The organism is Flavisolibacter ginsengisoli DSM 18119 (assembly GCF_900129295.1).
Taxonomy (GTDB): Bacteria; Bacteroidota; Bacteroidia; order Chitinophagales; family Chitinophagaceae; genus Flavisolibacter; species Flavisolibacter ginsengisoli.
The window spans coordinates 103,356-128,454 of sequence record NZ_FQUU01000011.1 but is presented as its reverse complement, the minus strand read 5'-3'; the positions used below and the strand labels follow the sequence as shown (position 1 = coordinate 128,454).

The following is a 25,099-nucleotide window of genomic DNA, read 5'->3' as shown; positions in this document are numbered from 1 at the left end:
CCTCGGTCGTTTTATTTAATAAGTATTGGCCAATTCACCACAGCTTAACATGGCACTCCCGAAATAAGGATTCCTTATTGTTTTTTCACTGCTTAACCAGGATGCTTTTTTCATTGGGCAATATTGCTGATATATAGGTTGAACGGATAATTTTACCGCCTTTGCCACTGCTGCCATATTGTTTGAGAGGTTAGCAAAAACTTCTCTTTGTTTTTTCAGGTCCTTAGCTGTCGCTATTGCTGCGGCATCTTGCACTAATGCTGTTATATTGCCTTCTGAAATAATTTTATAATCAATGCTATTGGCAATTTTTGCAAAAGCTGCAGCATTGGTTGCTGATGTCGAAGCATTGCCTGAAACCAGAGCATCTTTAATGCTATAGTAGCCCGACAGAAGCTTTGATAATTGATTGTCATTTATGGAATTCTGTGCTATACCTGCATGGCTACTAACAATAGTTAGCACCGCTATGATTGAGAAAATTCTTTTCATTGCTTTTAATGTTTTTGTTGGAATTATTATATTTAGGAAAGTTTTTCAGCTATATAACCTGCCTTCTCCACTGCCTGTATTACTGTAGCTTCATCAAGACTTTCGGTGTTTACTGTCAATACTTTCCCGGGGTTTGCCGTATCAACTTTCCACCTGTTTTCACCGATCACTTCATTTAAGATAGGTGTTACTTTTGCCACACATGAGCCACACATAATATTCGTCTTTAGTTCTATTGTTTTCATACTTTTTACTTTTTAATGTTATAAAGTTCCTTGATTACCTTGGGTGAGCTATTATATTATTATGTAAAACTGTTATACTTAAATGAATTCCTACAGCTTAAGCCATTTCAGCCGCAAACTGTTAGATACCACACTTACACTACTCAGGGCCATTGCTGCACCTGCTATCATAGGGTTCAATAAAAACCCCGTAAATGGGTACAAAACTCCGGCCGCAATAGGTATTCCAATTACATTGTAAATAAATGCCCAAAACAGGTTTTGTTTTATGGTAGCAACTGTTTTCCTTGATAAGATTATAGCTTTAGGTATGCGGGACAGGTCAGAAGAAATAATTGTCATCTTGGCTACATCCATTGCAATATCAGATCCTTTGCCCATAGCTATGCTCACGTCAGCCTGTGCCAATGCATTGCTGTCATTAATGCCATCGCCTACCATTGCAACTATTTTTCCCTGTTGCTGCAACTGTTTTACAAATATTGCCTTGTCTGCCGGCAATACTTCTGCTTTGTAATTGTTTACACCTATTTGTGCTGCAATGGCTTTTGCTGTAAACTGGTTATCCCCTGTCAACATATATACCTCTATGCCCGCTTCCTGCAAAGCCTTTACAGCCTGAACAGATGACTCTTTGATCTTGTCAGCAATTGCAATTGCAGCAAGGGCATTCGTTGCATCAGCCAGCCAAATAACCGTATACGCTTTATTCAGCCACTCATTGGCTATTTGTTGCATAGCAGGTTCGATATTAATATTTTCAGATTTCAATAAAACAGGACTTCCCAAAAAATAATTATTGCCTGCATATTCTACTTTGACGCCTTTTCCAGTTATACTTTCAAAATGACCGAGAGGGATGGATTGAACAGCTTTTTGCTTAAAATAACGAACTACGGCCTCAGCCAAAGGATGCTCTGATTGTTGTTCTATACTGAATAGTAAATGAGATAGATCCTCAATTTGTGCACCTTCCTTCCAATGAATAGAAACAACTTCTGGTTTGCCTTCAGTGATGGTTCCCGTTTTATCCAATACAATAGCATTTACCTTTTTGGCAAGTTCCAGGCTCTCTGCATCTTTAATCAATATGCCATTCTCCGCACCTTTTCCAACTCCAGCCATGATAGCTGTAGGAGTAGCTAACCCCAATGCACAAGGACAGGCGATTACCAGGACCGTAACGAGAGCTAATAAGCCTTGTGTAAAACCGTTTTCACCACCCAATATTACCCAGGCAACAAGACTGAGAATGGCAATGAGCATAACAATAGGAACAAAGATGCCGGCAATTTTATCTACCAGCTTTTGAACAGGCGCCTTGCTACCCTGTGCCTCCTGCACCATCTTAATGATATGAGCCAATACGGTGTCCCCACCTACTTTTTCTGCAATGAATTGAAAACTTCCTTTCTGGTTGATGGTTCCTGCAAACACCTTATCTCCATGTTTTTTTTCCACAGGTATTGGTTCACCGCTGATCATGCTTTCGTCGACAAACGAGGTGCCTGTGCTAACGTTACCATCTACAGCAATTTTCTCACCTGGCTTTACCAACAATGCATCCCCTACTTTTATGGATGCAATTGGCATTTCCACCTGGTGGCTACCATGATGTACAACCGTTACCATTTTGGGTTGTAAGCCCATTAGCTTTTTAATTGCTGATGATGTATTCCCTTTAGCCTTCTCTTCCAGCATTTTACCTAAAAGAATAAAAGCAATGACCACGGCCGCTGCTTCAAAATAAACATGGGCATGTAAACCTTTGCTATGCCAATATGCGGGATAAACTGTATTAAAAACACTAAACAAATAGGCAACTCCTGTACTCAGTGCTACCAATGTATCCATATTTGACGAACGGTGCCTTGCCTGTTTCCAGGCGCCAATAAAAAATTGTTTTCCGAATATGAGTACCACAGGTGTTGCAAGCGCCCACATAATATAGTTAGCATAGGGAATGTCCATAAAAAACATCCCGATGAGCACTAATGGAATTGAAAGCACTATGGAACCAATTGTTCGTCTTTTCAGTGTTTCAAATTTCTTCTTGTGTACTTCCTCCAGGGCATCTTTTGCTTCTTCGGTTTCATCAATCATTAAATCATATCCTATGCTTTGCAATGCTGCTTTTAACTTTTGCGGATCTGTAATGGTAGGTATATATTCTACCTGGGCTGTAGCATTGGCATAGTTTACTGCAACGTGCACAACGCCTGGAGTATTCTCCAGGATACTTTGCGAACTGCTGGCACAGGATACGCAGCTCATGTTGAGCACAGGAAATGTTTTCTTTACTGTATCCACATCGTAGCCCAAATCCCTGATTGCCTTTACAGCTTTCTGAACTGTTTCGGGTTCATCATCTGTAGTAATCACAGCCCTGTTATTATTCAATTCAACTTTGTGGCTTGTTATGCCTTCTACCTTGCTTAATCCTTTGTCAACAATCAGGGCACAGTGTTCGCTTTCAACGCCTGCCAAAGGGAGATTGATTGTGCTTATTTCTTTGTTCATCTTTCGTCTTTTTTAACCCTACAAAGGTCTGACGAAACTAATAGCTCCATATTACATCCTTTTGAAAAAGATGTACATATAATTGTGCCTATGATATAAACGAATATTATTCGGTTACACCATCCAGGGGCATACGGTGAAGTGCTCCAAGATTTTTGAATTGGGAGGGTGTCATACCGGTTAGCTTTTTAAACTGGCTCGAAAGGTGCTGGGTACTGCTGTAACCAAGGTTGAAGGCTATCTGGCTAAGCGATAGCTCGTTGTACATAATCCACTCTTTGGTTTTCTCTATTTTCAAAAGATTAAAAAACTGTTCAATGGTGATACCTTCTACACCAGAAAACAGCCGGCTTATGGATGAGTAATCTTTGAATATTTTATCTTTAAAGTATCTGCTTAAGCTAAAATGTTCCTCTATATTACCCGTTTGCACTTTTTGAATAAGAAGATTTTTCACCTGCTCTATTAATTGCATCTTTTGATCATCAAGCAATTCAAAACCTGTTTGCTCTAAATCTGCTGCAAAGCGTTGTAATTTGTCTTTTCCCGGCTCTTTTATTAGCTCTATTTCCCCAAGTCGTACATATTTAGCCTTCAAATTATTTTTCTCTAAGAGTTGCTCTACAGATGTTATGCACCGGGGACAAACCATGTTTTTTATAATGAGCTTCATGTAAGCAAAGTTATGAATTGACCCTTAAGAGAAGCATGCAGATAAGAGAAGCCAGTGAGTTCCATAAGGCCTTATATAAGGGTTCGTTTAAATTATATATTATCTGTTGTGTAAGAAAAGTTGACTATATTCATATTCTTCCGCACTTTCTTAAAGCTACTGCCACACTCCTTTCTGGAAAACTTCAAATTTCCTTAATCAAAAAATGTAAACAATTATGAAACGGATGAATCACCTGCAAGGGTTTTTTATGCTTGCAGCAAGCTTATTAACGATCACCTCATGTCAAAAACAAGTTCAAAAAGAAGTGGTAGCCAGCCAGGAAACTCTGTCAGCTACAGAAAAGGTCATTATACCTGGAGCTGCATTACTTTCTTCTGCAGCCAGGGCAAATGTGCAGGATTACAATACATTTTATGGGCCTGCAGTGCAAATGGGTAACGGACATGCACGTTCGTGGATCAATATAAGTCGTGGAGATAATAAACCTTTAGCCATTGGTATAGAATTCACAGGAAAATCGATGAATGGCTTAACTGACGACCCTATGGATATGGCTGCCAGCATGTTTGTTTTACCACTACATCAGAAAGCGCAGGCGGTTACTCCATTTGATCACATTGTCATCAACTGGAATCCACACGGACATGAGCCTGAGCACATTTATGATGTTCCGCATTTTGATATGCATTTTTATAAAATCAGCCTTGAAGAACAAATGAGCATTACAGGCATTCCAAATACTCCTCCACCTGCAGGGTACCTTCCAGCTTCCTATGTTATCCAAGGTGCTACTGTGCCCCAAATGGGCACTCATTGGCTGGATCCACATTCACCTGAATTACCCCCGACAATGGCGCCATTCACCTATACTATGATATATGGTTCTAATAATGGAGAAGTAATCTTTATAGAACCCATGATCACACGATCATTTTTACTTTCAGGTGTAACAGTATCAAAGGAGATTCCCCAACCTATTCATTTCTCTCCTTCAAATACTTATTACCCAAGCGCCTATTCTATATGGACAAATGCTGCCAATGAAAGGATATACGTTAGTTTGAATGATTTTATATGGAGATAAATTACTAATTGCAAGGGTAGCTTAAATATATAATTCAACAAATGCTCCTTCCCTTTAAAGGAGCCTTTGTTATTGATTCTGTTTCCTTTTTTTATCAGTCTTTGGAGCTTCCACCATTCTAACATTGCAGTTTTCCGTTTCGCTGGGTTTACCTAAAGCCGGTTTTAGCATGCCTTTCTTTATATAATCATGTCTAAATAAAATAACTGATTTAAGGATTTATATGCTTACAAGCATCAACCAGGATAAAGAAAATTTATCATAACCAACGTACTTTTATATTATATAACAAGAATTAGAATGGAAAAGAATACAGCCAGTACAAGGATGCAGGGGTTTCTTACTCTATTTGATTATCATACAACCTTTTTTGCTAAAGCATTAGATGGGATTTCAGCAGAAAATATGCATAACAGGTTGAATACACAGGCTAATCATCCTGCATGGCTGGCGGGTGCATTAGTTCAACAACGTTTTTTAATGGCTTCTGAAACAGGAACTGGTCAGAGACAAACCGGCGAAGACCTGTTTAAAAACAATAAGGGTATACAGCCAGGAGTGCAATATCCAACCAATGATGAATACCTTAAGGATTGGGAACGTATTACACCTGAAGCACGCCATGCGCTGGTGAGCATTGATGATCAAAAGCTGAATAGCGAGGTGGATACGGGTGGAATGAAAATGACCTATTATGATTTAATCAGTTTCACCATTTACAGGGAAGCCAATATGATCGGTCAACTGGCATTATGGCGCAGGCTCCTGGGATACCCGGCAATAAAATATGATTAGGAAATTACTTTCCATCAGGGTCTTCTTTACCAGGCATTATGCAATTAAAAATGCCGCTAGCTCTCCAGAAAGAGAGTCCTTTTCATCCTTTTTTATCTGGTAAAAGAGAACTTATTATTTACGGCTTATAAATAACCTGGTTTTTAAAAATGCAATTAGATCATTCAAAGCTTTATTTCCAACTATTTACAAATATTTTCTCTTGAACGACATCTATCGCGTTGCGGTAGAATAACTGTCTTCCGGAATAAAATCCTGTACAAAAATTGTCAAATCCAGCCCAAATTTCCTTATTGGAAAAAGGGAGATATCCCGAAGATATCCCGAGGATATCCCGAGGATAAGCCGAGGATAAGCCGACACTTATAGAGTCGGCTTATCCTCGGGACATCTATGGCTGATGTATGAAATATGTTTGGAATATCTATTGCTTTGTAAGCAATTTGGGTTATTTCCGCGCACTGCACCAAACAACTTTTACCTGGTTTCCGGATAAATTCCATGAAGTAATTATGGTTTTAAATGAAAGGTGTGAATGCCTTTGATTTGCACACCGATTAAGTTGCTTTAGTAAAGCAAAACTGGGTTAAACAAATAGAGTTATTCAACCTTAGTAAGGAGGTTATTGTTGGATGCTCTCTGCTTTGACGACGCGCATTTTTTTGTCCAGGAAAAAAAAGAACCAGTATTCATGGTTATCTAAAGAAACAGGTTTCAAACTTCCCTTATTCACCTTTTCAGCCACCTGGAATTTATGTTCCATGATCCATGAAGTTTCAGAATGATCTTCCTTAAGGGGCTTAAGCTCACCAAAACTTTCGGGATGATAAGGTTGGTCTTTGAAGAGCTTAGATCTCAGGTAATCCTGGATATTCTCCTGTGCCAGTTGGCTGGCAGAGCGGTTTACCTGGGCATTTATCATTAAAGGAAATACCAGGAATAATAGTATCATTCGCATTAGCAGGTGTTTTATGAGTTATTCCCAGGTAGAAAAGTAGTGGCGGTATCATTAAGTTATTCCTTTTTTGATTGTGCTATAGATAAGATGGATGAAAGGTGCTTTACAGATATTTACCAGTTATGTACCAGGGATAAACGCAAGGCTCAGCCTAAATTATTAACACCGGCAAATGCTACCTTTGTAAGGAAATTTTATCAAGGATTTGTAATAGTTAAACCCCATTTGAATGAAACACTCACCCGAGTTCCTGCAATTAGTGGATGAAGTAAAAGGCCAGGTAAAAGAAGTATCTGTGGAAGAAGCACAGCAGCAACAACATGGCGGAGCTTTGCTGATAGATGTAAGAGAGGATAATGAATGGGAAGCGGGTCATGCAACGAATGCCATTCACCTTGGAAGGGGCATCATTGAAAGAGATATTATAGAAAAGATACCCAATAAAAGCGCTGAACTAATTTTGTATTGCGGAGGTGGATTCCGCAGTGTGCTATCAGCTTATAATCTTCAGAAGATGGGCTACACCAACGTATTTTCTATGGCCGGTGGCTGGAGAGCATGGAAAGATGCAGGAGCCGCTGTTGAACAATAATGAATCCTTGATCTTATTTGGAAGTGCCGGTAATAGCCATGCGTTTGCCCTTGTAGGTTACTCCATAAACTATTAATGCAAGTGTTACTGACACTGCTCCTACTGCACATATTCCATTCCATTGAGCCCTGTCCCAGGCCCACAAACCTATAGCCGATCCCAGGGATGTTCCGATGAAGCTAACAGTCATGAAAACCGTATTCAGGCGGTTTCGGGCAGCAGGCTGTAGGGCATACACCCTTGCCTGGTTTGACACATGCACAGATTGCTGTCCCAGGTCCAGTAGTATGATACCAACCACCATCCCCGCAACAGTTGTTCCTATAGTATAAAAACAAATAAAAGCACCACCAATTATCACTAGTCCATAACCAATGGTCACTCTTGGATTGCCCTTATCTGCAGTCCCTCCTATTAACGGCGCGATCAGGGCTCCGGCCACGGCGGCAAGGCCAAACAACCCTATCTTGTCTGACTGGAAATGAAAAGGTGCATTGGAAAGGTATAGAACCATTGTTGTCCAGAATATGCCAAAGGATGAAAAGGTAAGCGCATTAATTATTGATGCTTCCCTAAGTATGGGTTCTTTTTTAATTAACGTGACAAGTGACTTCACCAGTAAACCGTATGTCCCTGAAAACTGTGGTTCAGCCTTCGGAAAAATCAAGCTCATGGCTACCAATAAAACTGAGGTAATGACAGCTGCTATCCAGAACATAGATCTCCATCCCAGCCAGGCACCAATAAAACCGCTAAATGATCTGGATAATAGGATGCCGATCAATAAACCGCTCATAACAGTTCCTATGATCTTTCCTCTTTTGTGAACGGGCGAAAGGTGGGCGGCAAGCGGAAGGATTAATTGTGGTACAATGGAAGTAGATCCTATAAGGACAGCGGCAATATTTAGCATCAGCAATGAAGATGACAATGCTGCCATGATCAAAGCGGCAACTGCTAGCGAGGTTGTAAAAATGATCTGTTTTCTCTTTTCCAGCATGTCACCAAGGGGCACAAATAATAACAAGCCAAGGGCATAGCCTATCTGGGTGAAAAAAGTAATGGTGCCGGCCTTGCTTTCGGCCACTCCAAATTCCTTGCTTATCAAAACTACCAGGGGCTGGCAATAATATATATTAGCAACGATCAATCCCGTGCATAGCGCCATAAATAATACCTGCCAGGGCTTGAGTGTGTCTGTTCTCATATAAGCCTGCAAATGTAAGGCACCAGTTACCCCAACATTGCAAATGATGGAATGAAACGAAAAAAGAGTGAAATGGATACAGGATATTAAGTCAATGGTACAACAGATCTTTTGGCATTGCTTTCAAAGGCAGCCTCAATGACCCGGATCACTTGCAAGCCATCCAGGGGGGCTACAGGAGCATCTTTATTGTTTCTTAAAGCATCATAAATACTATTATAATATTCCATATAGTTTCCAGTAAGCGAAGCTACCTGCTCCCGTACAACCTTACCGTTTATTTCTGTATGCAGCAAACCTTTTTCGGTTCCTGGTTCAACTCCCCAGCCCGGGCTTTCTGGTAAAATATTTTGCAGTAGCGCTTTTTCCTGCACATCTGTTCTTTGCTTTATAAAGCTTCCTTTTGATCCATGGATGATATAACCCGGCAGAGGCTCCCTGACCAGGTAGTTGGCTTTTAATCGCACTCTTTTATCATTATAATACAATAGCAATTCAAAATAATCATCTACCTGCGAATTGGTTCTGATCATCCTTATATCAGCAAATACTGCTTCCGGGATACCAAATAACTGTAGTGCCTGGTCTATAAGGTGTGATCCAAGATCGTACAAGGCTCCCGTACCTTTTACAGCTACCTCTTTATGAGTTTTGGGACTTAACTCATTTCTAAACCTGTCAAAATGAAACTCTGCTTCATTGATATGGCCAATTATCCCTTCGTTAAGTACTTTTTTGATCGTTTTATAATCACTATCAAATCGGCGGTTGTGGTAAACCGATAGCAGTTTTTTCTTCTCGTTAGCCAGGATAATTAACTGTTCTGCCTCATCAGCTGTAACTGTAAATGGTTTTTCAACTATTACATGCTTACCTGCCAGAAGAGCCTGCCTGGCATATTCAAAATGAGTAATGTTTGGTGTATTAACAATAACCAATTCTATCGAATTATCGGAAAGAAGTTCTTCTAAGGAGCGGAAGGTTACTATTTCCGGGTATTTTTCAATGGCTTCATTCTTAGTTCTTTCCCATACACCACATAATTCAAAACCAGGATGCACATGCAAGAATGGTGCATGGAAGAGCTTTCCACTCATGCCATAGGAAAGAATAGCAGTTCTAATGGGATTCATTTCTTGATTTTAAGTTGTAATTAGAATATAGCAGATATTTTACTGTGAAAGCATCTTTTTTGACGCTTGGGCAGCCTTTTATTCAATGAAGTTATTATTAATACATAACAGGGTTGGGCATCGTAGATTATTTTCCATGGAATGCAGTACAGGCAATGGTTTTAAATTTTGACCCGCCACTTCAACATTGTATTTCCTTCCATAATTTGACCAAGTGTACATCTACTGCTATTTTATTTTTACACCGTAAAGAAAGAATAAGAAGGTTTATGTTTTAATAAATTCAGAATTAGCCTTCTCAAATTTGATCTAAAGTTTCTCTATTCATATAGCAAGCAATCGTTAGCGCCCGCTGTTTCTACAGTGGGTTTTTTTTGCTTGTACAAATCCTTTAATTAACTGTACAATTAGCAAGGATATTTAAATTATGTTAAAACCCTTATTTGAAAACCTTTACTAAAAGAAATTGGGCATCGTAGGAAAATAGCTTAAAATCCTTTGCCAATAAGGGTTCCAGGTGTTACTTGCATGCTTCGGTATTGTAAAGGAATGTAAGATTCGGTTTTAAGGACATGGCCTCCTTATTATTTTTACAACAGAATAAATAATCACAACTGCAGCGCGGATATTTTAATGGATCACTGGTACTTCTCCTGTTTCCCTAACCTGAATTTAATTATTATGAAAAATATAAACAGCAAGCAACAAATAGTATTACCCGCCAGGGCAATAACAATCTCCGAGTTTTTACAAGCCAGTTATCCTGAAATGGAAAACAGTATGAATAACTTCAGGATCATGGAATTTACTGCGATGAAATTTAACGAGCTCAGCCAGAGAATAAGCAGAAGATTTTCTTTTGACGATAACGGCGGAGGTTACCAGGGTTTGTAATTTCCTTTTTGCTGTACCCTACTTTAGTCTCTTTCAGTTAATGTTTCTTTCCGCTCTTGCTCTGCTTTAGCTTCTTCATCCGGTGTAGGTTCCCCTTCATTTTCATTGCCTTCAATATCCTTAAATGGATTGTGCTTATCATGATTGATATGATCTTCAGTGGATTTGTTTTCACTGTTGTCATTAGATTTTTTATCATTCTTGATCATAAAACATAATTTTTTTGATTAGCGAAACTGGTAAAACAATCCAAATTGCCATACTGAATTTTTTACATCTCCCCTGCCCTTGGTTATATCGCTTAACCCCAGGTTATACCTCGCGTCGATACCCAGCCCTGTATGCGATAAAAATCCTAATCCAAAAGCCCAACTCAAATCGCTTTGCTTGATCTGGTTCTTAATATCATATTCTATCCCATCGTTATCTTCAAATTTTGCCGACACGAGTGCTCCTACCTGTGGTCCCGTTTCCAATCTTAGTCCACCTCTGCCTAAATACTGAAGAAGGAACGGAATATTGATATAATCTATTTTGTCTGTTCCATTATTAAAGCTTGCTCCCTGTGTTGAAAACACGATTTCTGGTTGAATGGCCAGCCTGGGGTTTAAGGTGTGAATATGTATAAGCCCCCCGACATGAAAACCGGTTCTTGAGCTATTGCTATTAATATTGCCATTATAACCGGCAAGATTCACCCCACCTTTTATTCCCAACTCAACATTTCCCCGCTGGGCAATACTTGCTACTGAAACCAGGCTGGCTACTAAAAACATAAGGGCTTTATTCATAATTATTTGCTTTTTGTATTGTTTTAGCAATTTTAATACCATTGACATTATTTGAAATTGCTCTCCATAATTCTGAAAAGAGAGTTGCTATATCTCCAGCTCATAATTCCACAATCCTAAAGTTCCTTTCATATAAATTGGGTTACTGAATAGCGAAGGTTCCTCCAACACCCAAACATATCTACCATTGCTATAATCCCCAAAAGCCCTTTCTTCCATTGTTAATTGGTTGATAACGGCATCGGACATATGCAATGATTCCACTTTTATAACGTCGGTGAGTTGTACTTTCCCAATAATAGCCCCAAAGGGTAATTTTGAAAAATCAGTAATGTATTTTGAAAATGGCGGTTCCGGCGCCAGCAATGCTCCAGACTGGCCCATGCTTGCATGGATCAAAAGATCTCCCCGATGCTTTGTAGACCAGGATCGTGTTTCCAGTTTTTTCAAGCCCATAACAGTTAAACTGGCCCAGGGTTGCAAAAAACTCAGCACTTTCATGGGCGGGATCTTATTTATCGAAAATGCGGTTCAACAAACCAGCAAGGCGAATACCACCCTTCAGTAATTGTTCGTTTAGTTGCTGCACATGATTGTAGTTGTATTCATAAGACAACCTTGGATTAGTGCCTGAAATTTCCGCTTGAATTTTTTGGGCCTGGCTGTAAGAATCATACAACCATTCAGTAAGCGGTTGCTTTTTCCAGGTTTTCAATTGAGTGGCCGTTGGAAAATTTATAGCCTTTATATACTCGGTATAGCTTAACTGCTGGTATTCGATAAGGTGTTCATCCCAGACCCTATGCAGGTTGGAGGGTGTATTGAACCAATTCAATTTAATATCATTTCCACCCGTTGTCCCTACAGGGCTCACATGCAAGGGTTGACTCATGTCTTCTGCAATATGTATAAGCAACTTGAGGTACATGACCTTCTTGTCTTTCTGAAGGTTCTTTTTTTGTAACTCCTTCACCAGGAAATTCAATTTTGTATAGGCATCCGTAGCTGTATCCTTTTTCAGGTAGTCCTGCATTTGAACATAACTAAGATCTTTTTCGAAATTTACATAATGCCAGGGACTGATATAGCGGTAACTGGTATCAGATTTTATAAAGTCCGCCCAGTTACTTGCCATCGCAATGGATTCATGTCCTAATATATTACGAATTGCCAACCTTGTTTTAGCTGTCAGGTAACTTTCAGCAATGCCTCCAACGATCCTGTGACCTAACATACCCCAGGCCATGGATTTCATAGGCAGATAACAAAACAAGCTGATAAAAAGAAGTACGGCTGATATTTTTTTACGCATAGGTAGATGAATAGTGGTGCAAAAGTAAAAGTTTACCCTAAGCTACCTGCAACTGCTTCTTTAATATTATATAAATATTCTCTTATTATATTCATCTGGTGAAAGATAAACAGGCCATTGTACTTTTCAATTTCCCTGATAGCCTTTCCTTGTTTCACCTGGATAAATCTTATTTTGGCCAAAGTTTATATACTGAATGGAAGTTGTATCATCAAATAGGTTAAAGGCAATTATTGGAGGCTCTGTTGGAAATCTGGTAGAATGGTATGACTGGTATACCTATGCAGCATTTTCTATTTATTTCGCTCCCTATTTTTTCCCTCATTCCAGCCCTACCGCGCAATTATTGAATTCAGCCGGCATTTTTGCGGTTGGTTTTTTTATGAGACCTGTTGGGGGATGGTTGTTTGGATCAATAGGTGATCAAAAAGGACGCAAGACCTCAATGACTATTTCTGTATTATTAATGTCATTGGGTTCTTTGATTATTGCCTGTATTCCTGGTTATGATACCATCGGCGTGGCGGCCCCGGTTTTATTGGTTTTGGCCAGGATGGTACAAGGCTTAAGCCTGGGAGGTGAATATGGAAGTTCTGCTACTTACCTGAGCGAAATGGCCCAATCTCACAGGAGAGGATTTTATTCCAGCTTTCAATACGTAACACTAATCGGCGGTCAATTGATAGCCCTGGGGATTCAATTGATATTGCAACAATTTATACTTACGGAATCACAACTGTTGCAGTGGGGATGGCGCATCCCTTTCTTTATTGGCGCCATACTTTCTGTGGTTGCTTTTTATATCAGGAATAACCTGCAGGAAACTGATCATTTTAAAAAGATCAACATCCACGAAAACGACAGGGGTACAATCAAAATGCTCCTGCTGCATCCAAAAGCCATCCTGACTGTTATAGGATTGACGTTAGGTGGAACAGTGGCATTTTATACCTATTCCATTTATATGCAAAAATTCCTTGTCAATACAGTTCATTTAACCAAATCACAATCTACACTTGTGTCTTTCACGAGCTTATTTGTATTTGCTTTAGTCCAACCACTATTTGGCTTGTTATCAGACCATATGGGACGTAAACCTTTACTGTTAGGATTTGGTATCATGGGTTCTATACTAACCGTGCCCCTGTTATCTGGCTTGAGCAGGGCTACTACTGCTCCTGGTGCCTTTATATTCATTATGGCAGGGCTCTTTATCGTAAGTGGATATACTTCCATCAATGCTATAGTGAAAGCTGAATTGTATCCTTCTGCCATCAGGACCCTTGGTGTGGGTCTGCCCTATGCTGTTACTACGGCCATATTTGGCGGCACTGCAGAATACATAGCTCTTTGGTTCAAAAACCGGGGAAATGAATCTTATTTCTATTGGTATGTATCGTTTTGCATCCTGGTTTCATTGATTGTATACCTGACAATGCAGGACACTAAAACTAATTCACGGTTAAATGATTGATTGTGTTTGTAACGGGAAGGTTTAATTGCAATAAACTTTCAATTCAGGATGCCTGTCAAAAGTCTATTATTATGATTTATATTTATGCAATTCATACAGGGTTTTGCTCAATTCATACCCAGTAAATTTCAAATAACCTCCTGCTCCCTGAACTGAGCAATTAAAGGCCTTAACTTTAAAATGATGGCTGGTTATATAAAGTTTGAAAAATATAATAGCAAGGAACTGCATATCATGGTGCTCACCATGTTTCCTATGGCCATACTTATGAATTATTTTTTATTTGGCTCAGTTTATTTCAGCGAATTGCGGGTTTTTGCCTGGGCCACACTTGTCACATTTATTGTATTGTGTTTAGCGTTTTTTATATATGGACAAATAGCAGTATCCCTTCGCAACCGCTTCCCAAATGCACACGAAGTTTACAGAAGATTGTTTTTGACCATAACTGTATTTGTATTATTAACAGGGGTTTACCTGTCTGTACTATGCCGCGCCTATGACCTGTTTCATTTTATGGGTTACTCCTATGATGAATCAAACTTTGGCAAATGCTTTTTGACGTTTGCTGTAATGAATGTATTCCTCACTTTTTTGAACGAAGGTGTTTCGCGATATGAAAGTTACCGGGTAACCTTATACGAAACAGAGCAACTCAAAAAAGAATACATGCAAAGCCAATTGCTGGGATTAAAAAGCCAGATGAATCCGCATTTCCTTTTTAATGGTCTAAACACCTTATCCAGCCTTATACATGAAGATGCAGACAAAGCAGAAGATTTTCTTGATCATATGAGCAAGGTTTACCGCTATTTACTTCGTAATAATGAAGAGCAATTGGTGAGCCTGCAAACTGAAATTACCTTTATCAGGTCCTATTATTTTTTATTAAAGGCCCGGTATGCCGAGGGGTTGCAGCTGGCAATTTCCATAGATACAGAACAATACGAACAATATTTGCCGCCGCTTACATTGCAAATGCTTTTTGAAAATATTCTAACATTCAACGAGTCAAGTAAATCAAATCCCCTGTTAATTGAGATCAGCAGCAAAGGGCCTAATGAACTGGTGATCAAAAACACGGTACAACTAAAATTAAATTGTAGTGATTGTTTTGACGAAGGAATTGAAAACATTTCCAATAAGTTCAAACTGCTTTGCCAAAAGGAAGTCCAAATTACAGAAACTCCAACCTATAGAACCATTCAACTGCCTTTATTGAAAACTAAAGAATTAACTGAAGCATGATCAAATGGATCAAACCAACGAGGACTGAATGGACATCATTTTTTATAATGATGCCCTTTATATGTCTTCTTTTGAATAACCTTTTGTTTGGTTCAAGGGCATTTACAGATGTGAAAGTCTGGCTCTTTTCGTTTCCATTGATCTATTTCATTGGTTGCGTTTCCTGGTATCTTCAAATAGCATTAATGAACCGACTGAGAGAGGAATTTCCTGATATCAGGCAAACGCCACGGCGCCTGGCCATATTAGGACTATCACATTTTTTAATCCGAACGTTAGCCTTTATTTTCATTTTCACTTTTTTTGATTCACTGCATTTCCTTGGTTATGAATTAAACCTTCAGAAATTGGGTTTTGCAGTTTATTGTAGCCTGGGGCTTACGCTTATGTCTACCTCTATGTGGGAGGCTAATTATACATTCAACCAATGGAAATTATTGGTGGTTGAAAAGGAAAAGCTGGAACAACTTACCATACTGCAGGAATTTGAAACACTTAAAAGCCAGGTCAATCCCCATTTCCTGTTCAATTGTTTCAACACATTGTCATCACTTATTTCTGAGGACAGGAAACAGGCAGAGGTTTTTTTAAATGAATTAAGTAAGGTGTATAGATACTTGCTTAGAAACAATGAGGATGGCTTAAGCACTTTGCAGACAGAGATACGCTTTATTGAATCGTATTACCAATTATTGAAAACAAGGCATGGAGATGCGGTTCAACTGGAGATAGAAATTGATAAAAAATATGACCAGTACCTTTTGCCATCTCTTTCTTTACAATTATTGCTGGAAAATGCAGTCAAACACAATGTGCTCTCAAAAAACAAGCCCCTTGTCATAGATATATTTACTACAACAGGAAATAAACTTGTAGTAAGTAACACGCTTCAAACCCGGTCCATAAAGGGCCCTTCCAACAAAATAGGATTGGAAAATATCCGGAACAAATATGAACTACTAAGCCAGCCAGGATTCCAGGTGTTGGAAGACAAAACAAGTTTTAGCGTGGTGCTGCCGCTTATATGGAATAAGATCACCCAACAGAAATTAGTATCTAATGAATTCATAATAAAACCTTGGAAATGAATATTCTAATAGTAGAAGATGAAGAACTGGCTGTAAAAAAGCTTAAAAAGACATTATTGACAGTTGACGAATCTGCCAACGTTGTTGGAGAAGCCGACAGTATAAAAAGCACGGTAAACTGGCTGCAAAACAATCCTTCTCCTGACCTGATACTCATGGATATTGAGTTGGCTGACGGTCAGAGTTTTGAAATATTCAATCATGTCCAGGTAAAAAGCCCCGTAATATTTATTACTTCTTATGATGAATTTGCTTTGAAAGCATTTAAGGTGAACAGCGTAGATTATTTATTAAAACCTGTACAGAAAGAAGACCTGCAAGCCGCACTGGAAAAATACAGGGAAATGAAAAAAATGTATACTTCGGATGTATCTACACCTAAAGTATTGATTGAAGATCTTGTAAAGGAATTGCAGCAAAAATTACAGACAAAAGAATTCCGCAAAAGATTTTTAGTCAAACATGGTCAAAAACTGGTTTCGGTGGAAGTAGACGATATAGCCTATTTTTTCAGTGATGGCAGGTTGAATTTTTTTAAAACATTGGATAATAAAAAGTTTGTGGTGGATTATACCATGGATGAATTAAATGAAATGTTGGATCCCGATAAATATTTCCGCATCAGCCGTTCATTTTTTATTTCGGTAAATAGTGTAGCACAGATCCATGATTATTTTGGAAACCGCTTGATGCTACAATTAAAACCTGAAACAGATAAAGAAGCAATCGTTAGCCGTGAGAAAGTAACTGAGTTTAAAAACTGGCTAGGTAAATAGAATCTCCCGAAAATATTTAAAAAGCTGGGGCAATAAAAAAACTCAGCTTTTTAAGTTAACCAACAAAACCACTGAAATGCTTTTATTGTCTGTAGTGACTTCCATATTTGCTGAAAGATTCTCTGATCGTTTATGCATGGCTTTTTGAAACCGGCTTTTAAAATCAGCTGTTGACTCATCACATTCTGAGAGAATTTCTACCATCATTTTAGACTTTACCTGGTTGATGTTCACAAAAATCTGGTTGCAACAAATATTCTCAAGCATATAGGTCAATGCTTCTTTATAGAAGAAAAATATATCATGCCGAAATTTCATGTCCAATTCCAACAGCTGCACTTTATGATCTACGATCAGGTCTATATCAACATCATAAGAAGATCGTAACCCTTCTGTCAACTCCTTGATACGCAGGATAGTTTTTTTCATGCTGTCATTCTGCGGATCTATGCTCCACAACATATCATCCATAGCCTCCATCATATACCTGCTCTTGGAACTTATTTGTGTGATGAAATCTTTTGATTGCTCTATGTTCTTATCAGCCTTGATCTTAGCGATCTCACTCAATACATTAATATTATTCAGTGTTCGGCTGATCTCCTGGTGAAGGTTTCCTGCAATTTGCCTCCGCATTTGCCTTAATGAGGCCCTTTTATTGATCCTTTCCTTATCAAGAACATAGAGAATGGTAATGATCAATAAGATCACCAACCCATAAAACCACCAGGTACTCCAGAATGGCGGCCTTACGATAATTAAAAAAGAAGCGATCTCGCTGCTCGTAATACCATCCGTATTTTCTGTTTTTACCTGGAATGTATAACTTCCCGGCGCCAGGTAATTATACAATGCTTCCGAAGGCTTATCAGCATGTATCCAATCCTTATCAGCACCCTCAAGCCTGTAGTAATAGTGCAGCTTTGTTTGTTGTAAATAGCTTAAAGCACTGAAATTGATGCCTATGGAGGTATTATCATAATTCAGGATCACTTTGCCGGCTTTCGAAAGCGAATCCATTGACAGCGCTTTTCCTCCCAACATAAAAGAGGTGAGATAGGGCTTATAAGGTTTATTACGCTGCGTAAAAATGGAAGGGTTAAACACCAGGAAATTATGATCGGTAAAAAATACCAAACGACCGTCATTTAACTCCTGCACACCCGTTTTTGCAAATTTATCATAAGCAATACCATCCCTCCTGTCATAATAGCTGATCAGCTTTTTGGAAAGATTTACCCTACAAATTCCATTGGTCATTCCCACCCAAAGAATTCCATTGTCGTCCTTTTCGATTGATTCTGCAGTGTTAGAAGGAAGTCCGTCAACATCACTAAGAAAACTAACTTTATTCGTGCGGGTATTCACGATATTAATAGCCCCCCCTGTCACTATCAATGTTGTGTCATTATAGTAAGTCATGTCGGAAGGAAAATTGTTAAATATTCTTTCTCCCTCAACACTTTCTTTGGTAAACCGTTTGACGATTCTTTTTGTCCTGGTATCAATCTTTAAAAGACCATCTCCGAAGGTACCTACCCAGATAAAACCCTGGTAATCGAAATGCACTTTATAGACCATAGTAGTCTGGCATACCAACTCATATCCTTTGGATGGATCCCCATTGGCTTTGTCTATATCCCATTTAATGACTTTGCCATTTTGAGTGCCGAACCACATATTACCTGATGTGTCTTCATCTATCTGCCTGATGGTTGATTTGCTAAATATTTCCGGGTAAGACTCAAAGAGCTTATTGGTTTTAGGATTGTAGATCACCAGCCCCCCTGCCTGCAGGGTGATCCATAATTCACCTGTTTTACTATTTACAGCCATATCCCAGACCGTATAGTATTTTCCTTTTTCCTTCATGCAAGAAGGCAAGGGAATAGGGTTGAAATTCTTGTCAAAACAATATATTCCACTAGAGCCCCAGGTACCCACAAAGATCCGGTCATCCTTTAACTGGATCACTGCCTGTACAGGCCTCTCTTTTGTGGCCTTGTCTCCCGGGCCCACTAATCCATAAGTATTAAATATCTGTGCATCGGGATTAAAAAGGAAAACTCCATTATCAGTAGAAATCCAAATATTGCTTTCCCTGTCTTCAAATGCCTGGTAAGCATAGTCATACTTGATCTTTGGCTCATCAAGGTTTTCACCGGATAAAAGAATAAAGGGTTGCTTTTCTTCTGTCCACTCCATAAAAAATGGCATACCGTATACCCATAACCTGCCATTTCGTTGCAAGAGGAAACCATTGATCTCGTGGTAACCCAATTGGGACCATAATTTAAAACTCTCCGTTTTTTTTGTTTCTTGATTATAGCGTTTGATCTCGGGTGCTCCCTGGGTCGGTGGCCAATAAACAAATACAAGGTTGGAATGTGCGTCAGAAAATGCGCCAAAAGGCTTTAGCTGGTTTTTGAAAGCCTCTATTACCGGATCGTTATCAACATTATGACCACGATAATTTACATGCTTAGATTGAGGGTCATATTGAACCAGGCCTGAATCGCAACTGATCCAGTATCTTTTCCTGGCAGTATCCCAATAAATATCATTAAGCACCCAGTTATGTGGCAATCCGCCAATTAACCTCGCCGGCGCAAAAAAATTTTCCTTTTCACTATACTCATATAAAAGCCCATAAGCTTTTAATATTAATTCCCCAGTAGGCAACTGTCTGAAAGATACAGGATCATAAAAGGGCTTTTTATCCTGTACAGACACTTCTTTAAAAATAAATTTGCGTGTATCAAAAATGCCCACCTTTTGATTATCACCATAAAGCCATAGACGTTTTTTATTATCAAGGAACAGAGTTATGATATGAGTGCTTGGAATAGCGTGGGGATCCTTTTCGTTTGATTTAAAAGTGATAAACCCATTGCCATCATAACGTTGAAGGCCATTAACTGTGGCAAACCACATATACCCCTGGTCGTCCTGGATAGTGGCACTAACTGTATTAGAGGCCAATCCATTGGAAACAGAAAAATGCTTAAAGGAATACTGCCTGGCATGCTGGGAATAGGCAGTAACAGTTAAGAACAAAAGCAGAATAACAGAATTGACAAATCTTACCAATGCAGCCAGTATTATAATTTCAAATTTAATGCGCAGAAATATTATACAGGAATATTTCATCCCAACATAATTGCAATTGATTACAATAATCACTCAATTCATCTTTTTATTAAAGGAATTGAGTGCATTCAAAGCCGTTTCAACTCATTGCCGCATATGTCCAATTCATGCATAAACCGCTTTTCCTTGATCGCTGCATGACTGAATTTTACATCCAACAAATCATTAACCACAATAAAAACAAACCAAGAACAGTTTTATGAAAAAAGTTATTGCATTATTTACCATTGTTGTTGCCCTGGTGTCCTGCAAAAAAGATAAGGATAATACCAATTTCTTCAAAGGACCCGAATCAGAAGTTTACCATGGTAAAGCCTGGAGCTCTTTAAAACTTAATAGCGAGGGAAATCCTGAAAAACTAACCTTAACTCTCGATGCTGCTACATTGGCCTCCGTACAAGTAGGAGAATCTGGATCAGGAGAAGGTCATACACACGAAAACAATATACTGATCACATTACCGGGAAAAGCACTTGAAGCAACTCCTTTCAAGTTTATTATGCTTAATTGGAACCCAATGGGACATGAACCTGCCGGGGTATATGATACAGCTCATTTTGATATGCATTTTTATTTAACGGCGCCAAACGAGGTAATGAATTATGTAGATATGGCAAAGATGGAAAATCTGCCTTCCACTGATTACGTGCCCGCCAACTACATCGCAGGACCTCCTGTACCTATGATGGGAAAGCATTGGATTGATGTGACTTCACCTGAACTTCACGGCGTTCCCTTCACTCAAACATTCTTATATGGATCGTATGATGGCCAGGTTGTATTCTATGAACCCATGATTACCCTTGCTTTCTTAAAAGCAACTTCTTCTTTCCAACGCACCATTCCTCAACCTTCTAAATTTAAAGTATCAGGATATTATCCTACCCGGATGACAATTAATAAAGAAGCAGGTACTACTAATATTTCACTCGAAGGCTTTGTGTACCGCCAGGCTTCCTGATAAGTACTATATATTATTACTTAACCATAAATACATTAATCATGGAAAGGTTCAATATTTTTAACCAGATACACAAAGGTCTTCGGGCAGCCTTATATGATACTGCACTACAATTGCAACAGGCAGATTTCACCTCAGTCTCTGAATCAGAATCAGCCCTAGAAAAAGTAAGGGAAGTGGTGATGTTATTTGACGAACATGCCCACAAGGAAGATACATTTGTTCTTCCTGCTATTTTACAATATGAGCCCTCAGTAGTAGATAGTTTTGAGCAGGAACATGTGGCTGACCTTGCATTGGCAAGCCAATTATCTGATGCGGTAAAACAGCTTGACAATTTATTGAAAGCCGCTGACAGGGAAATCGCAGGCAGAAAACTCAATGTAATATTCGTGGAGTTTGTTGCCTTCAACCTGAAACATATGGCTAAGGAAGAAGATGTTATCAATAACATACTTTGGAGATATTACACAGATGGAGAAATACTTCAGATACAAAACAGGATCGTTGAATCAACTGAGCCCTGGCACCAGGATTTTTTCTCAAAATGGATGTTGCGTGGTATAAACAATAAAGAGGCTGCTGCCTGGCTCATGTCAGTACAACGCACAGCACCTGCAATTGTTTATCAAACGCTGTTTGATAAGGCCAGGCAGGAATACCCAAAAAAACGCTTCCAGAACCTGGTGGAATCTTTACAGGAAAGCGTGGTTTTAAATTAATAAAATCATATAAAATGAAAAAAGTATCGATAGTCCTGTGTACCATCAGCTTGCTGGCTGTCACAGCCATTATAGCCTGTAATAGTGATAAAACTCCTTCCACTAATAATGAAGGTGTAGTGGAAGTGAAAGGAATTACAGAAGCAGGCAGTAAAGAAAACATGGTCAGACGCGGGCAATACCTGGTGACAATAATGGGATGTAATGATTGTCATTCACCAAAGGTCATGACGGCACATGGACCGGAAATAGATAGCGCAAGAATGCTTTCCGGTCATCCTGAAACTATTCCAGTGCCGAAGATCAATGCGCAGGAATTGCAAAACTGGGTGCTGTTTAGTCATAACCTTACCACCTTCGTAGGACCCTGGGGTGTATCGTTTGCTGCTAACCTGACCTCAGATGCAACGGGTATAGGCAACTGGACCGAGGGACAATTTATCAATGCTATCAGGCATGGAAAATATAAAGGATTGGAAAATTCACGTCCCCTATTGCCTCCAATGCCATGGGCCATGTATAAAAATGCAACGGACGATGACCTGAAGGCCATTTTCGCTTATTTAAAGTCAACACCGCCAGTGCAAAACAGGGTGCCCGGGCCAATAGCACCTGACCAAATAGCTAAACTGAACTAGATAAATACGGGCAATTTTCATGTGTTAACCCCTCTGTATCAACAGAGGGGTTTTTAATTTGGATTATTTTCTATACCAGGTTGTGGTTATTATATTCCATTTGACTTACTACCTCTCCATAATGATTGAACGGAAACCGCTCTCTTACTTACCGACAGTAAATATTAAACCGTTTGATTTACAGCAATGCTGAAGATGACTGGGAAATCCAGAATACAAATACCCGATGCACTCCATGAATTAGTTTTATTGTAGTAAGTATGTAATGAAGAGGCTAACCTGGCAGAACATGACATTTCTAGAAAATTAATAAGGATGGCAGGAACCTATTGGCTTTAAAATCAGCAGTAGCCAGAATCTCCTGGGTCCCTTCCTGTAGCTTGAAATTATTGTTAGCGCAATAAATTTTTTTACTGGTGCCAGCATGCAGTAGCACAACGCAGAGTAGAAAAGTCAAAATCAATGATAGGGTTAAAAGTATTCTGGTGTGCATGTCGAATGGTTTACTGAATTATTCTTCTCCCCTTTATTAAATTTTGAACAAGCTATGACCATCGATCCCAGCTTGCAATTGGAAGGTGTATGAAGTGCTTAATTACAGTAATGATTTGTGTTAAAATAATACAATCACATTTCATGAACCGCATGCAACAATTCATACAATACAGGGTTGAATTTGCTTTCAGCCGCATTTAGCTTCGCTGTGTCATTTTAAATACATCAAATAATTTTTAATAACCTGATCATGAACATTGATTCCATACTTCCTGGCAGCAAGGTATTATTTGCCAATTTTCCTGGCGACGGTCATTTTAATCCTTTAACCGGTCTGGCCATGCATTTAAAAAGCCTGGGTTGTGATGTACGCTGGTACACTTCAAAAAAGTATGAACAGAAGATAAACAAACTGGGCATACCATTTTATGGCTTAAAGAAAGCATTGGACTTTGCTTCAATGCCGGATATTGATGCTGTATTCCCCGATAGAAAAAAATATAAAGGACAGGTTGCCAAGCTTAAGCATGATATGATCAATGTTTTCATTCTTAGAAGCCCGGAATATTATGAAGACATATTGGACATTTATGAAGAATTCGAGTTTGAAGTTATGGTGGCCGATATAACCTTTGGTGGAATCCCTTTTGTAAGGGAAAAGATGGGCATTCCTGTGATTGGGGTTGACATTATTCCTTTAACGGAAACTTCAAGGGATCTGCCTCCAGCCGGGTTAGGATTGACACCTTCTACTGGTTTTTTTGGTAAAAGAAAACAGGATGTACTCCGCTTCATTGCTGATAAGGTCTTATTTGCCAAACCCACCCGTGTAATGACAGAAATTCTTGGCAAATATGGAATTGATACAGGTGGTTCCAACTTGTTTGATATCCTTATTAAAAAATCAACCATAGTTGTACAAAGCGGTACTCCGGGTTTTGAATATAAACGCAGTGATCTAAGCAAACACATTCATTTTATCGGGCCGTTACTTCCTTACCATCCAAAAAAAGAAAGGCAGAGCTGGTTTGATGAAAAATTAAATCAATACAGCCGGGTGGTCCTTGTGACGCAGGGAACTGTGGAAACAGATGTAGAAAAAATCCTGGTACCTACTCTTGAAGCATTTAAGAACACAGACGTTCTGGTTGTTGCAACTACTGGAGGCTCGCAAACCGAAAAATTAAAAATCAGTTATCCTGAGCCTAATATAATTATAGAAGATTTTATCCCCTTTGAAGATGTGATGCCTTATGCAGATGTGTACATTACCAATGGTGGCTATGGGGGTGTTTTGCTTTCAATTCAAAATGAGTTGCCACTGGTAGTAGCAGGAGTACATGAAGGGAAGAATGAGATCAACTCCAGGGTAGGTTATTTTAAATTAGGAATAAACCTTAAGACAGAAAATCCAACTGCCGCGCAATTGCAAAAGGCCGTGGAAGAAATATTCGAAAACCCGGTCTATGCAACCAATGTAAGCCAGCTTAATAAGGAATTCAATGAATATGAACCCAACAGCTTGTTTGCCGATCATGTTGCGTCCCTGCTCAGAAGATCCAAAAGACAATTACAGGCAAAGCAAACCCTGGAAGAATCCATATATTGATAAATGCAACCGGTTATCCATTGGTAACCGGTTGATTTTTTATTAACAAGAATAAAATTTTATAAAGCCACTTGTTTGTAGAAAAATAATCCCATCCATAATTATAACCATGGAGCATATTCTAATGTTCAATTTGTTTTTAGTTAAATGTTATACAACTTCTTACGTCGAAACACTTAATTCATTCCTTTTGCCTTGCTAAATCTATTTTATAACTGCTTGGGTACAATATTCGATTA

At 39.0% G+C, this 25,099-nt stretch carries 25 protein-coding genes; 12 read left to right on the top strand and 13 right to left on the bottom strand.

Annotated features, from left to right (window positions below; all coding sequences use genetic code 11):
* Positions 1-15: 15 nt before the first annotated feature.
* The 4 genes from BUA53_RS13550 to BUA53_RS13535 all read right to left on the bottom strand — a co-directional run bounded on the left by BUA53_RS13550 (position 16) and on the right by BUA53_RS13535 (position 3,930).
* Entirely contained in the window at positions 16-492 is a 477-nt protein-coding gene (locus BUA53_RS13550; RefSeq protein ID WP_072835925.1) for a DUF3347 domain-containing protein, read from the bottom strand.
* A gap of 32 nt (positions 493-524) precedes the next feature.
* The gene (locus BUA53_RS13545) at positions 525-737 is read right to left on the bottom strand and encodes a heavy-metal-associated domain-containing protein (RefSeq protein WP_072835924.1); all 213 of its coding nucleotides are present in this window, start codon (positions 735-737) and stop codon (positions 525-527) included.
* Positions 738-827: 90 nt separating this feature from the next.
* Complete coding sequence (locus BUA53_RS13540; RefSeq protein WP_072835923.1) at positions 828-3,257, bottom strand: heavy metal translocating P-type ATPase; 2,430 nt, start codon at positions 3,255-3,257, stop codon at positions 828-830.
* A gap of 106 nt (positions 3,258-3,363) precedes the next feature.
* On the bottom strand, positions 3,364-3,930 hold the full coding sequence (locus tag BUA53_RS13535) for a helix-turn-helix domain-containing protein (RefSeq protein ID WP_072835922.1): 567 nt from the start codon (positions 3,928-3,930) through the stop codon (positions 3,364-3,366).
* Between the two features lie 217 nt (positions 3,931-4,147).
* Here BUA53_RS13535 and BUA53_RS13525 point away from each other — a divergent pair, with 217 nt between their 5' ends.
* Together BUA53_RS13525 and BUA53_RS13520 are read left to right on the top strand one after the other, a co-directional pair.
* Positions 4,148-5,017: a DUF5602 domain-containing protein gene (locus tag BUA53_RS13525; RefSeq protein ID WP_072835920.1), complete on the top strand. Its 870-nt coding sequence runs from the start codon at positions 4,148-4,150 to the stop codon at positions 5,015-5,017.
* A 300-nt stretch (positions 5,018-5,317) separates the two neighbouring features.
* Positions 5,318-5,812 carry a hypothetical protein gene (locus BUA53_RS13520; RefSeq protein WP_072835919.1) on the top strand — a complete coding sequence of 165 codons (495 nt, stop codon included), beginning with the start codon at positions 5,318-5,320 and terminating at the stop codon, positions 5,810-5,812.
* A gap of 622 nt (positions 5,813-6,434) precedes the next feature.
* Here BUA53_RS13520 and BUA53_RS13515 read toward each other — a convergent pair.
* Positions 6,435-6,770, bottom strand: a complete 336-nt coding sequence (locus BUA53_RS13515) for a hypothetical protein (protein ID WP_139256439.1) — start codon at positions 6,768-6,770, stop codon at positions 6,435-6,437.
* A 229-nt stretch (positions 6,771-6,999) separates the two neighbouring features.
* On the opposite strand from BUA53_RS13515, the gene BUA53_RS13510 reads away from it, so the two are divergent.
* Complete coding sequence (locus tag BUA53_RS13510; RefSeq protein ID WP_072835917.1) at positions 7,000-7,362, top strand: rhodanese-like domain-containing protein; 363 nt, start codon at positions 7,000-7,002, stop codon at positions 7,360-7,362.
* A 13-nt stretch (positions 7,363-7,375) separates the two neighbouring features.
* Here the strand turns inward: BUA53_RS13510 and BUA53_RS13505 are convergent, their stop codons facing one another.
* A complete protein-coding gene (locus tag BUA53_RS13505; RefSeq protein WP_072835916.1) occupies positions 7,376-8,569 on the bottom strand; it encodes an MFS transporter in 1,194 nt (397 codons plus the stop codon).
* A gap of 86 nt (positions 8,570-8,655) precedes the next feature.
* The gene (locus tag BUA53_RS13500) at positions 8,656-9,702 is read right to left on the bottom strand and encodes a Gfo/Idh/MocA family oxidoreductase (protein ID WP_072835915.1); all 1,047 of its coding nucleotides are present in this window, start codon (positions 9,700-9,702) and stop codon (positions 8,656-8,658) included.
* Between the two features lie 681 nt (positions 9,703-10,383).
* On the opposite strand from BUA53_RS13500, the gene BUA53_RS13495 reads away from it, so the two are divergent.
* Entirely contained in the window at positions 10,384-10,596 is a 213-nt protein-coding gene (locus tag BUA53_RS13495) for a hypothetical protein (protein WP_139256438.1), read from the top strand.
* A 23-nt stretch (positions 10,597-10,619) separates the two neighbouring features.
* On the opposite strand, the gene BUA53_RS13490 is transcribed toward BUA53_RS13495, so the two are convergent.
* The 5 genes from BUA53_RS13490 to BUA53_RS21450 all read right to left on the bottom strand — a co-directional run bounded on the left by BUA53_RS13490 (position 10,620) and on the right by BUA53_RS21450 (position 12,881).
* Positions 10,620-10,805, bottom strand: a complete 186-nt coding sequence (locus tag BUA53_RS13490) for a hypothetical protein (RefSeq protein ID WP_072835913.1) — start codon at positions 10,803-10,805, stop codon at positions 10,620-10,622.
* 18 nt (positions 10,806-10,823) lie between these two features.
* Positions 10,824-11,387: a porin family protein gene (locus BUA53_RS13485; protein ID WP_175546079.1), complete on the bottom strand. Its 564-nt coding sequence runs from the start codon at positions 11,385-11,387 to the stop codon at positions 10,824-10,826.
* An 87-nt stretch (positions 11,388-11,474) separates the two neighbouring features.
* Positions 11,475-11,888 carry an ASCH domain-containing protein gene (locus BUA53_RS13480; protein WP_072835911.1) on the bottom strand — a complete coding sequence of 138 codons (414 nt, stop codon included), beginning with the start codon at positions 11,886-11,888 and terminating at the stop codon, positions 11,475-11,477.
* A gap of 10 nt (positions 11,889-11,898) precedes the next feature.
* Entirely contained in the window at positions 11,899-12,699 is an 801-nt protein-coding gene (locus BUA53_RS13475; protein WP_072835910.1) for a S1/P1 nuclease, read from the bottom strand.
* 32 nt (positions 12,700-12,731) lie between these two features.
* On the bottom strand, positions 12,732-12,881 hold the full coding sequence (locus tag BUA53_RS21450; protein WP_217652996.1) for a hypothetical protein: 150 nt from the start codon (positions 12,879-12,881) through the stop codon (positions 12,732-12,734).
* 14 nt (positions 12,882-12,895) lie between these two features.
* On the opposite strand from BUA53_RS21450, the gene BUA53_RS13470 reads away from it, so the two are divergent.
* The 4 genes from BUA53_RS13470 (at position 12,896) to BUA53_RS13455 (ending at position 17,285) form a co-directional block, all read left to right on the top strand.
* Positions 12,896-14,173 carry an MFS transporter gene (locus BUA53_RS13470; RefSeq protein WP_072835909.1) on the top strand — a complete coding sequence of 426 codons (1,278 nt, stop codon included), beginning with the start codon at positions 12,896-12,898 and terminating at the stop codon, positions 14,171-14,173.
* 180 nt (positions 14,174-14,353) lie between these two features.
* Complete coding sequence (locus tag BUA53_RS13465; RefSeq protein WP_072835908.1) at positions 14,354-15,421, top strand: sensor histidine kinase; 1,068 nt, start codon at positions 14,354-14,356, stop codon at positions 15,419-15,421.
* Complete coding sequence (locus BUA53_RS13460) at positions 15,418-16,509, top strand: sensor histidine kinase (protein ID WP_072835907.1); 1,092 nt, start codon at positions 15,418-15,420, stop codon at positions 16,507-16,509. Before BUA53_RS13465 ends, BUA53_RS13460 begins: the two co-directional genes overlap by 4 nt.
* Positions 16,506-17,285 carry a LytR/AlgR family response regulator transcription factor gene (locus BUA53_RS13455; protein WP_072835906.1) on the top strand — a complete coding sequence of 260 codons (780 nt, stop codon included), beginning with the start codon at positions 16,506-16,508 and terminating at the stop codon, positions 17,283-17,285. The genes BUA53_RS13460 and BUA53_RS13455 overlap by 4 nt, the downstream gene beginning before the upstream one ends.
* A 42-nt stretch (positions 17,286-17,327) precedes the next feature.
* Here BUA53_RS13455 and BUA53_RS13450 read toward each other — a convergent pair whose 3' ends face one another.
* Entirely contained in the window at positions 17,328-20,435 is a 3,108-nt protein-coding gene (locus BUA53_RS13450) for a ligand-binding sensor domain-containing protein (protein ID WP_072835905.1), read from the bottom strand.
* 199 nt (positions 20,436-20,634) lie between these two features.
* Here BUA53_RS13450 and BUA53_RS13445 point away from each other — a divergent pair, with 199 nt between their 5' ends.
* From BUA53_RS13445 to BUA53_RS13425, 4 genes are all read left to right on the top strand, one after another.
* Positions 20,635-21,396: a hypothetical protein gene (locus BUA53_RS13445; protein ID WP_072835904.1), complete on the top strand. Its 762-nt coding sequence runs from the start codon at positions 20,635-20,637 to the stop codon at positions 21,394-21,396.
* A gap of 41 nt (positions 21,397-21,437) precedes the next feature.
* Positions 21,438-22,118, top strand: coding sequence for a hemerythrin domain-containing protein (locus tag BUA53_RS13440; protein ID WP_072835903.1), 681 nt, complete (start codon positions 21,438-21,440; stop codon positions 22,116-22,118).
* Between the two features lie 14 nt (positions 22,119-22,132).
* On the top strand, positions 22,133-22,756 hold the full coding sequence (locus BUA53_RS13435) for a c-type cytochrome (RefSeq protein ID WP_072835902.1): 624 nt from the start codon (positions 22,133-22,135) through the stop codon (positions 22,754-22,756).
* A gap of 745 nt (positions 22,757-23,501) precedes the next feature.
* Positions 23,502-24,860, top strand: a complete 1,359-nt coding sequence (locus BUA53_RS13425; protein ID WP_072835900.1) for a glycosyltransferase — start codon at positions 23,502-23,504, stop codon at positions 24,858-24,860.
* Positions 24,861-25,099: the final 239 nt, after the last annotated feature.

Coding starts and splice junctions, on each gene's coding strand:
- BUA53_RS13535 (WP_072835922.1), bottom strand. CDS start 3,930: ATGAAGCTCATTATAAAAAACATGGTTTGTCCCCGGTGCATAACATCT.
- BUA53_RS13470 (WP_072835909.1), top strand. CDS start 12,896: ATGGAAGTTGTATCATCAAATAGGTTAAAGGCAATTATTGGAGGCTCT.
- BUA53_RS13490 (WP_072835913.1), bottom strand. CDS start 10,805: ATGATCAAGAATGATAAAAAATCTAATGACAACAGTGAAAACAAATCC.
- BUA53_RS13540 (WP_072835923.1), bottom strand. CDS start 3,257: ATGAACAAAGAAATAAGCACAATCAATCTCCCTTTGGCAGGCGTTGAA.
- BUA53_RS13520 (WP_072835919.1), top strand. CDS start 5,318: ATGGAAAAGAATACAGCCAGTACAAGGATGCAGGGGTTTCTTACTCTA.
- BUA53_RS13465 (WP_072835908.1), top strand. CDS start 14,354: ATGATGGCTGGTTATATAAAGTTTGAAAAATATAATAGCAAGGAACTG.
- BUA53_RS13480 (WP_072835911.1), bottom strand. CDS start 11,888: ATGAAAGTGCTGAGTTTTTTGCAACCCTGGGCCAGTTTAACTGTTATG.
- BUA53_RS13515 (WP_139256439.1), bottom strand. CDS start 6,770: ATGCGAATGATACTATTATTCCTGGTATTTCCTTTAATGATAAATGCC.
- BUA53_RS13455 (WP_072835906.1), top strand. CDS start 16,506: ATGAATATTCTAATAGTAGAAGATGAAGAACTGGCTGTAAAAAAGCTT.
- BUA53_RS13460 (WP_072835907.1), top strand. CDS start 15,418: ATGATCAAATGGATCAAACCAACGAGGACTGAATGGACATCATTTTTT.
- BUA53_RS13525 (WP_072835920.1), top strand. CDS start 4,148: ATGAAACGGATGAATCACCTGCAAGGGTTTTTTATGCTTGCAGCAAGC.
- BUA53_RS13440 (WP_072835903.1), top strand. CDS start 21,438: ATGGAAAGGTTCAATATTTTTAACCAGATACACAAAGGTCTTCGGGCA.
- BUA53_RS13425 (WP_072835900.1), top strand. CDS start 23,502: ATGAACATTGATTCCATACTTCCTGGCAGCAAGGTATTATTTGCCAAT.
- BUA53_RS13435 (WP_072835902.1), top strand. CDS start 22,133: ATGAAAAAAGTATCGATAGTCCTGTGTACCATCAGCTTGCTGGCTGTC.
- BUA53_RS13510 (WP_072835917.1), top strand. CDS start 7,000: ATGAAACACTCACCCGAGTTCCTGCAATTAGTGGATGAAGTAAAAGGC.
- BUA53_RS13545 (WP_072835924.1), bottom strand. CDS start 737: ATGAAAACAATAGAACTAAAGACGAATATTATGTGTGGCTCATGTGTG.
- BUA53_RS13475 (WP_072835910.1), bottom strand. CDS start 12,699: ATGCGTAAAAAAATATCAGCCGTACTTCTTTTTATCAGCTTGTTTTGT.
- BUA53_RS13500 (WP_072835915.1), bottom strand. CDS start 9,702: ATGAATCCCATTAGAACTGCTATTCTTTCCTATGGCATGAGTGGAAAG.
- BUA53_RS13550 (WP_072835925.1), bottom strand. CDS start 492: ATGAAAAGAATTTTCTCAATCATAGCGGTGCTAACTATTGTTAGTAGC.
- BUA53_RS13505 (WP_072835916.1), bottom strand. CDS start 8,569: ATGAGAACAGACACACTCAAGCCCTGGCAGGTATTATTTATGGCGCTA.
- BUA53_RS13485 (WP_175546079.1), bottom strand. CDS start 11,387: ATGAATAAAGCCCTTATGTTTTTAGTAGCCAGCCTGGTTTCAGTAGCA.
- BUA53_RS13450 (WP_072835905.1), bottom strand. CDS start 20,435: ATGAAATATTCCTGTATAATATTTCTGCGCATTAAATTTGAAATTATA.
- BUA53_RS13495 (WP_139256438.1), top strand. CDS start 10,384: ATGAAAAATATAAACAGCAAGCAACAAATAGTATTACCCGCCAGGGCA.
- BUA53_RS13445 (WP_072835904.1), top strand. CDS start 20,635: ATGAAAAAAGTTATTGCATTATTTACCATTGTTGTTGCCCTGGTGTCC.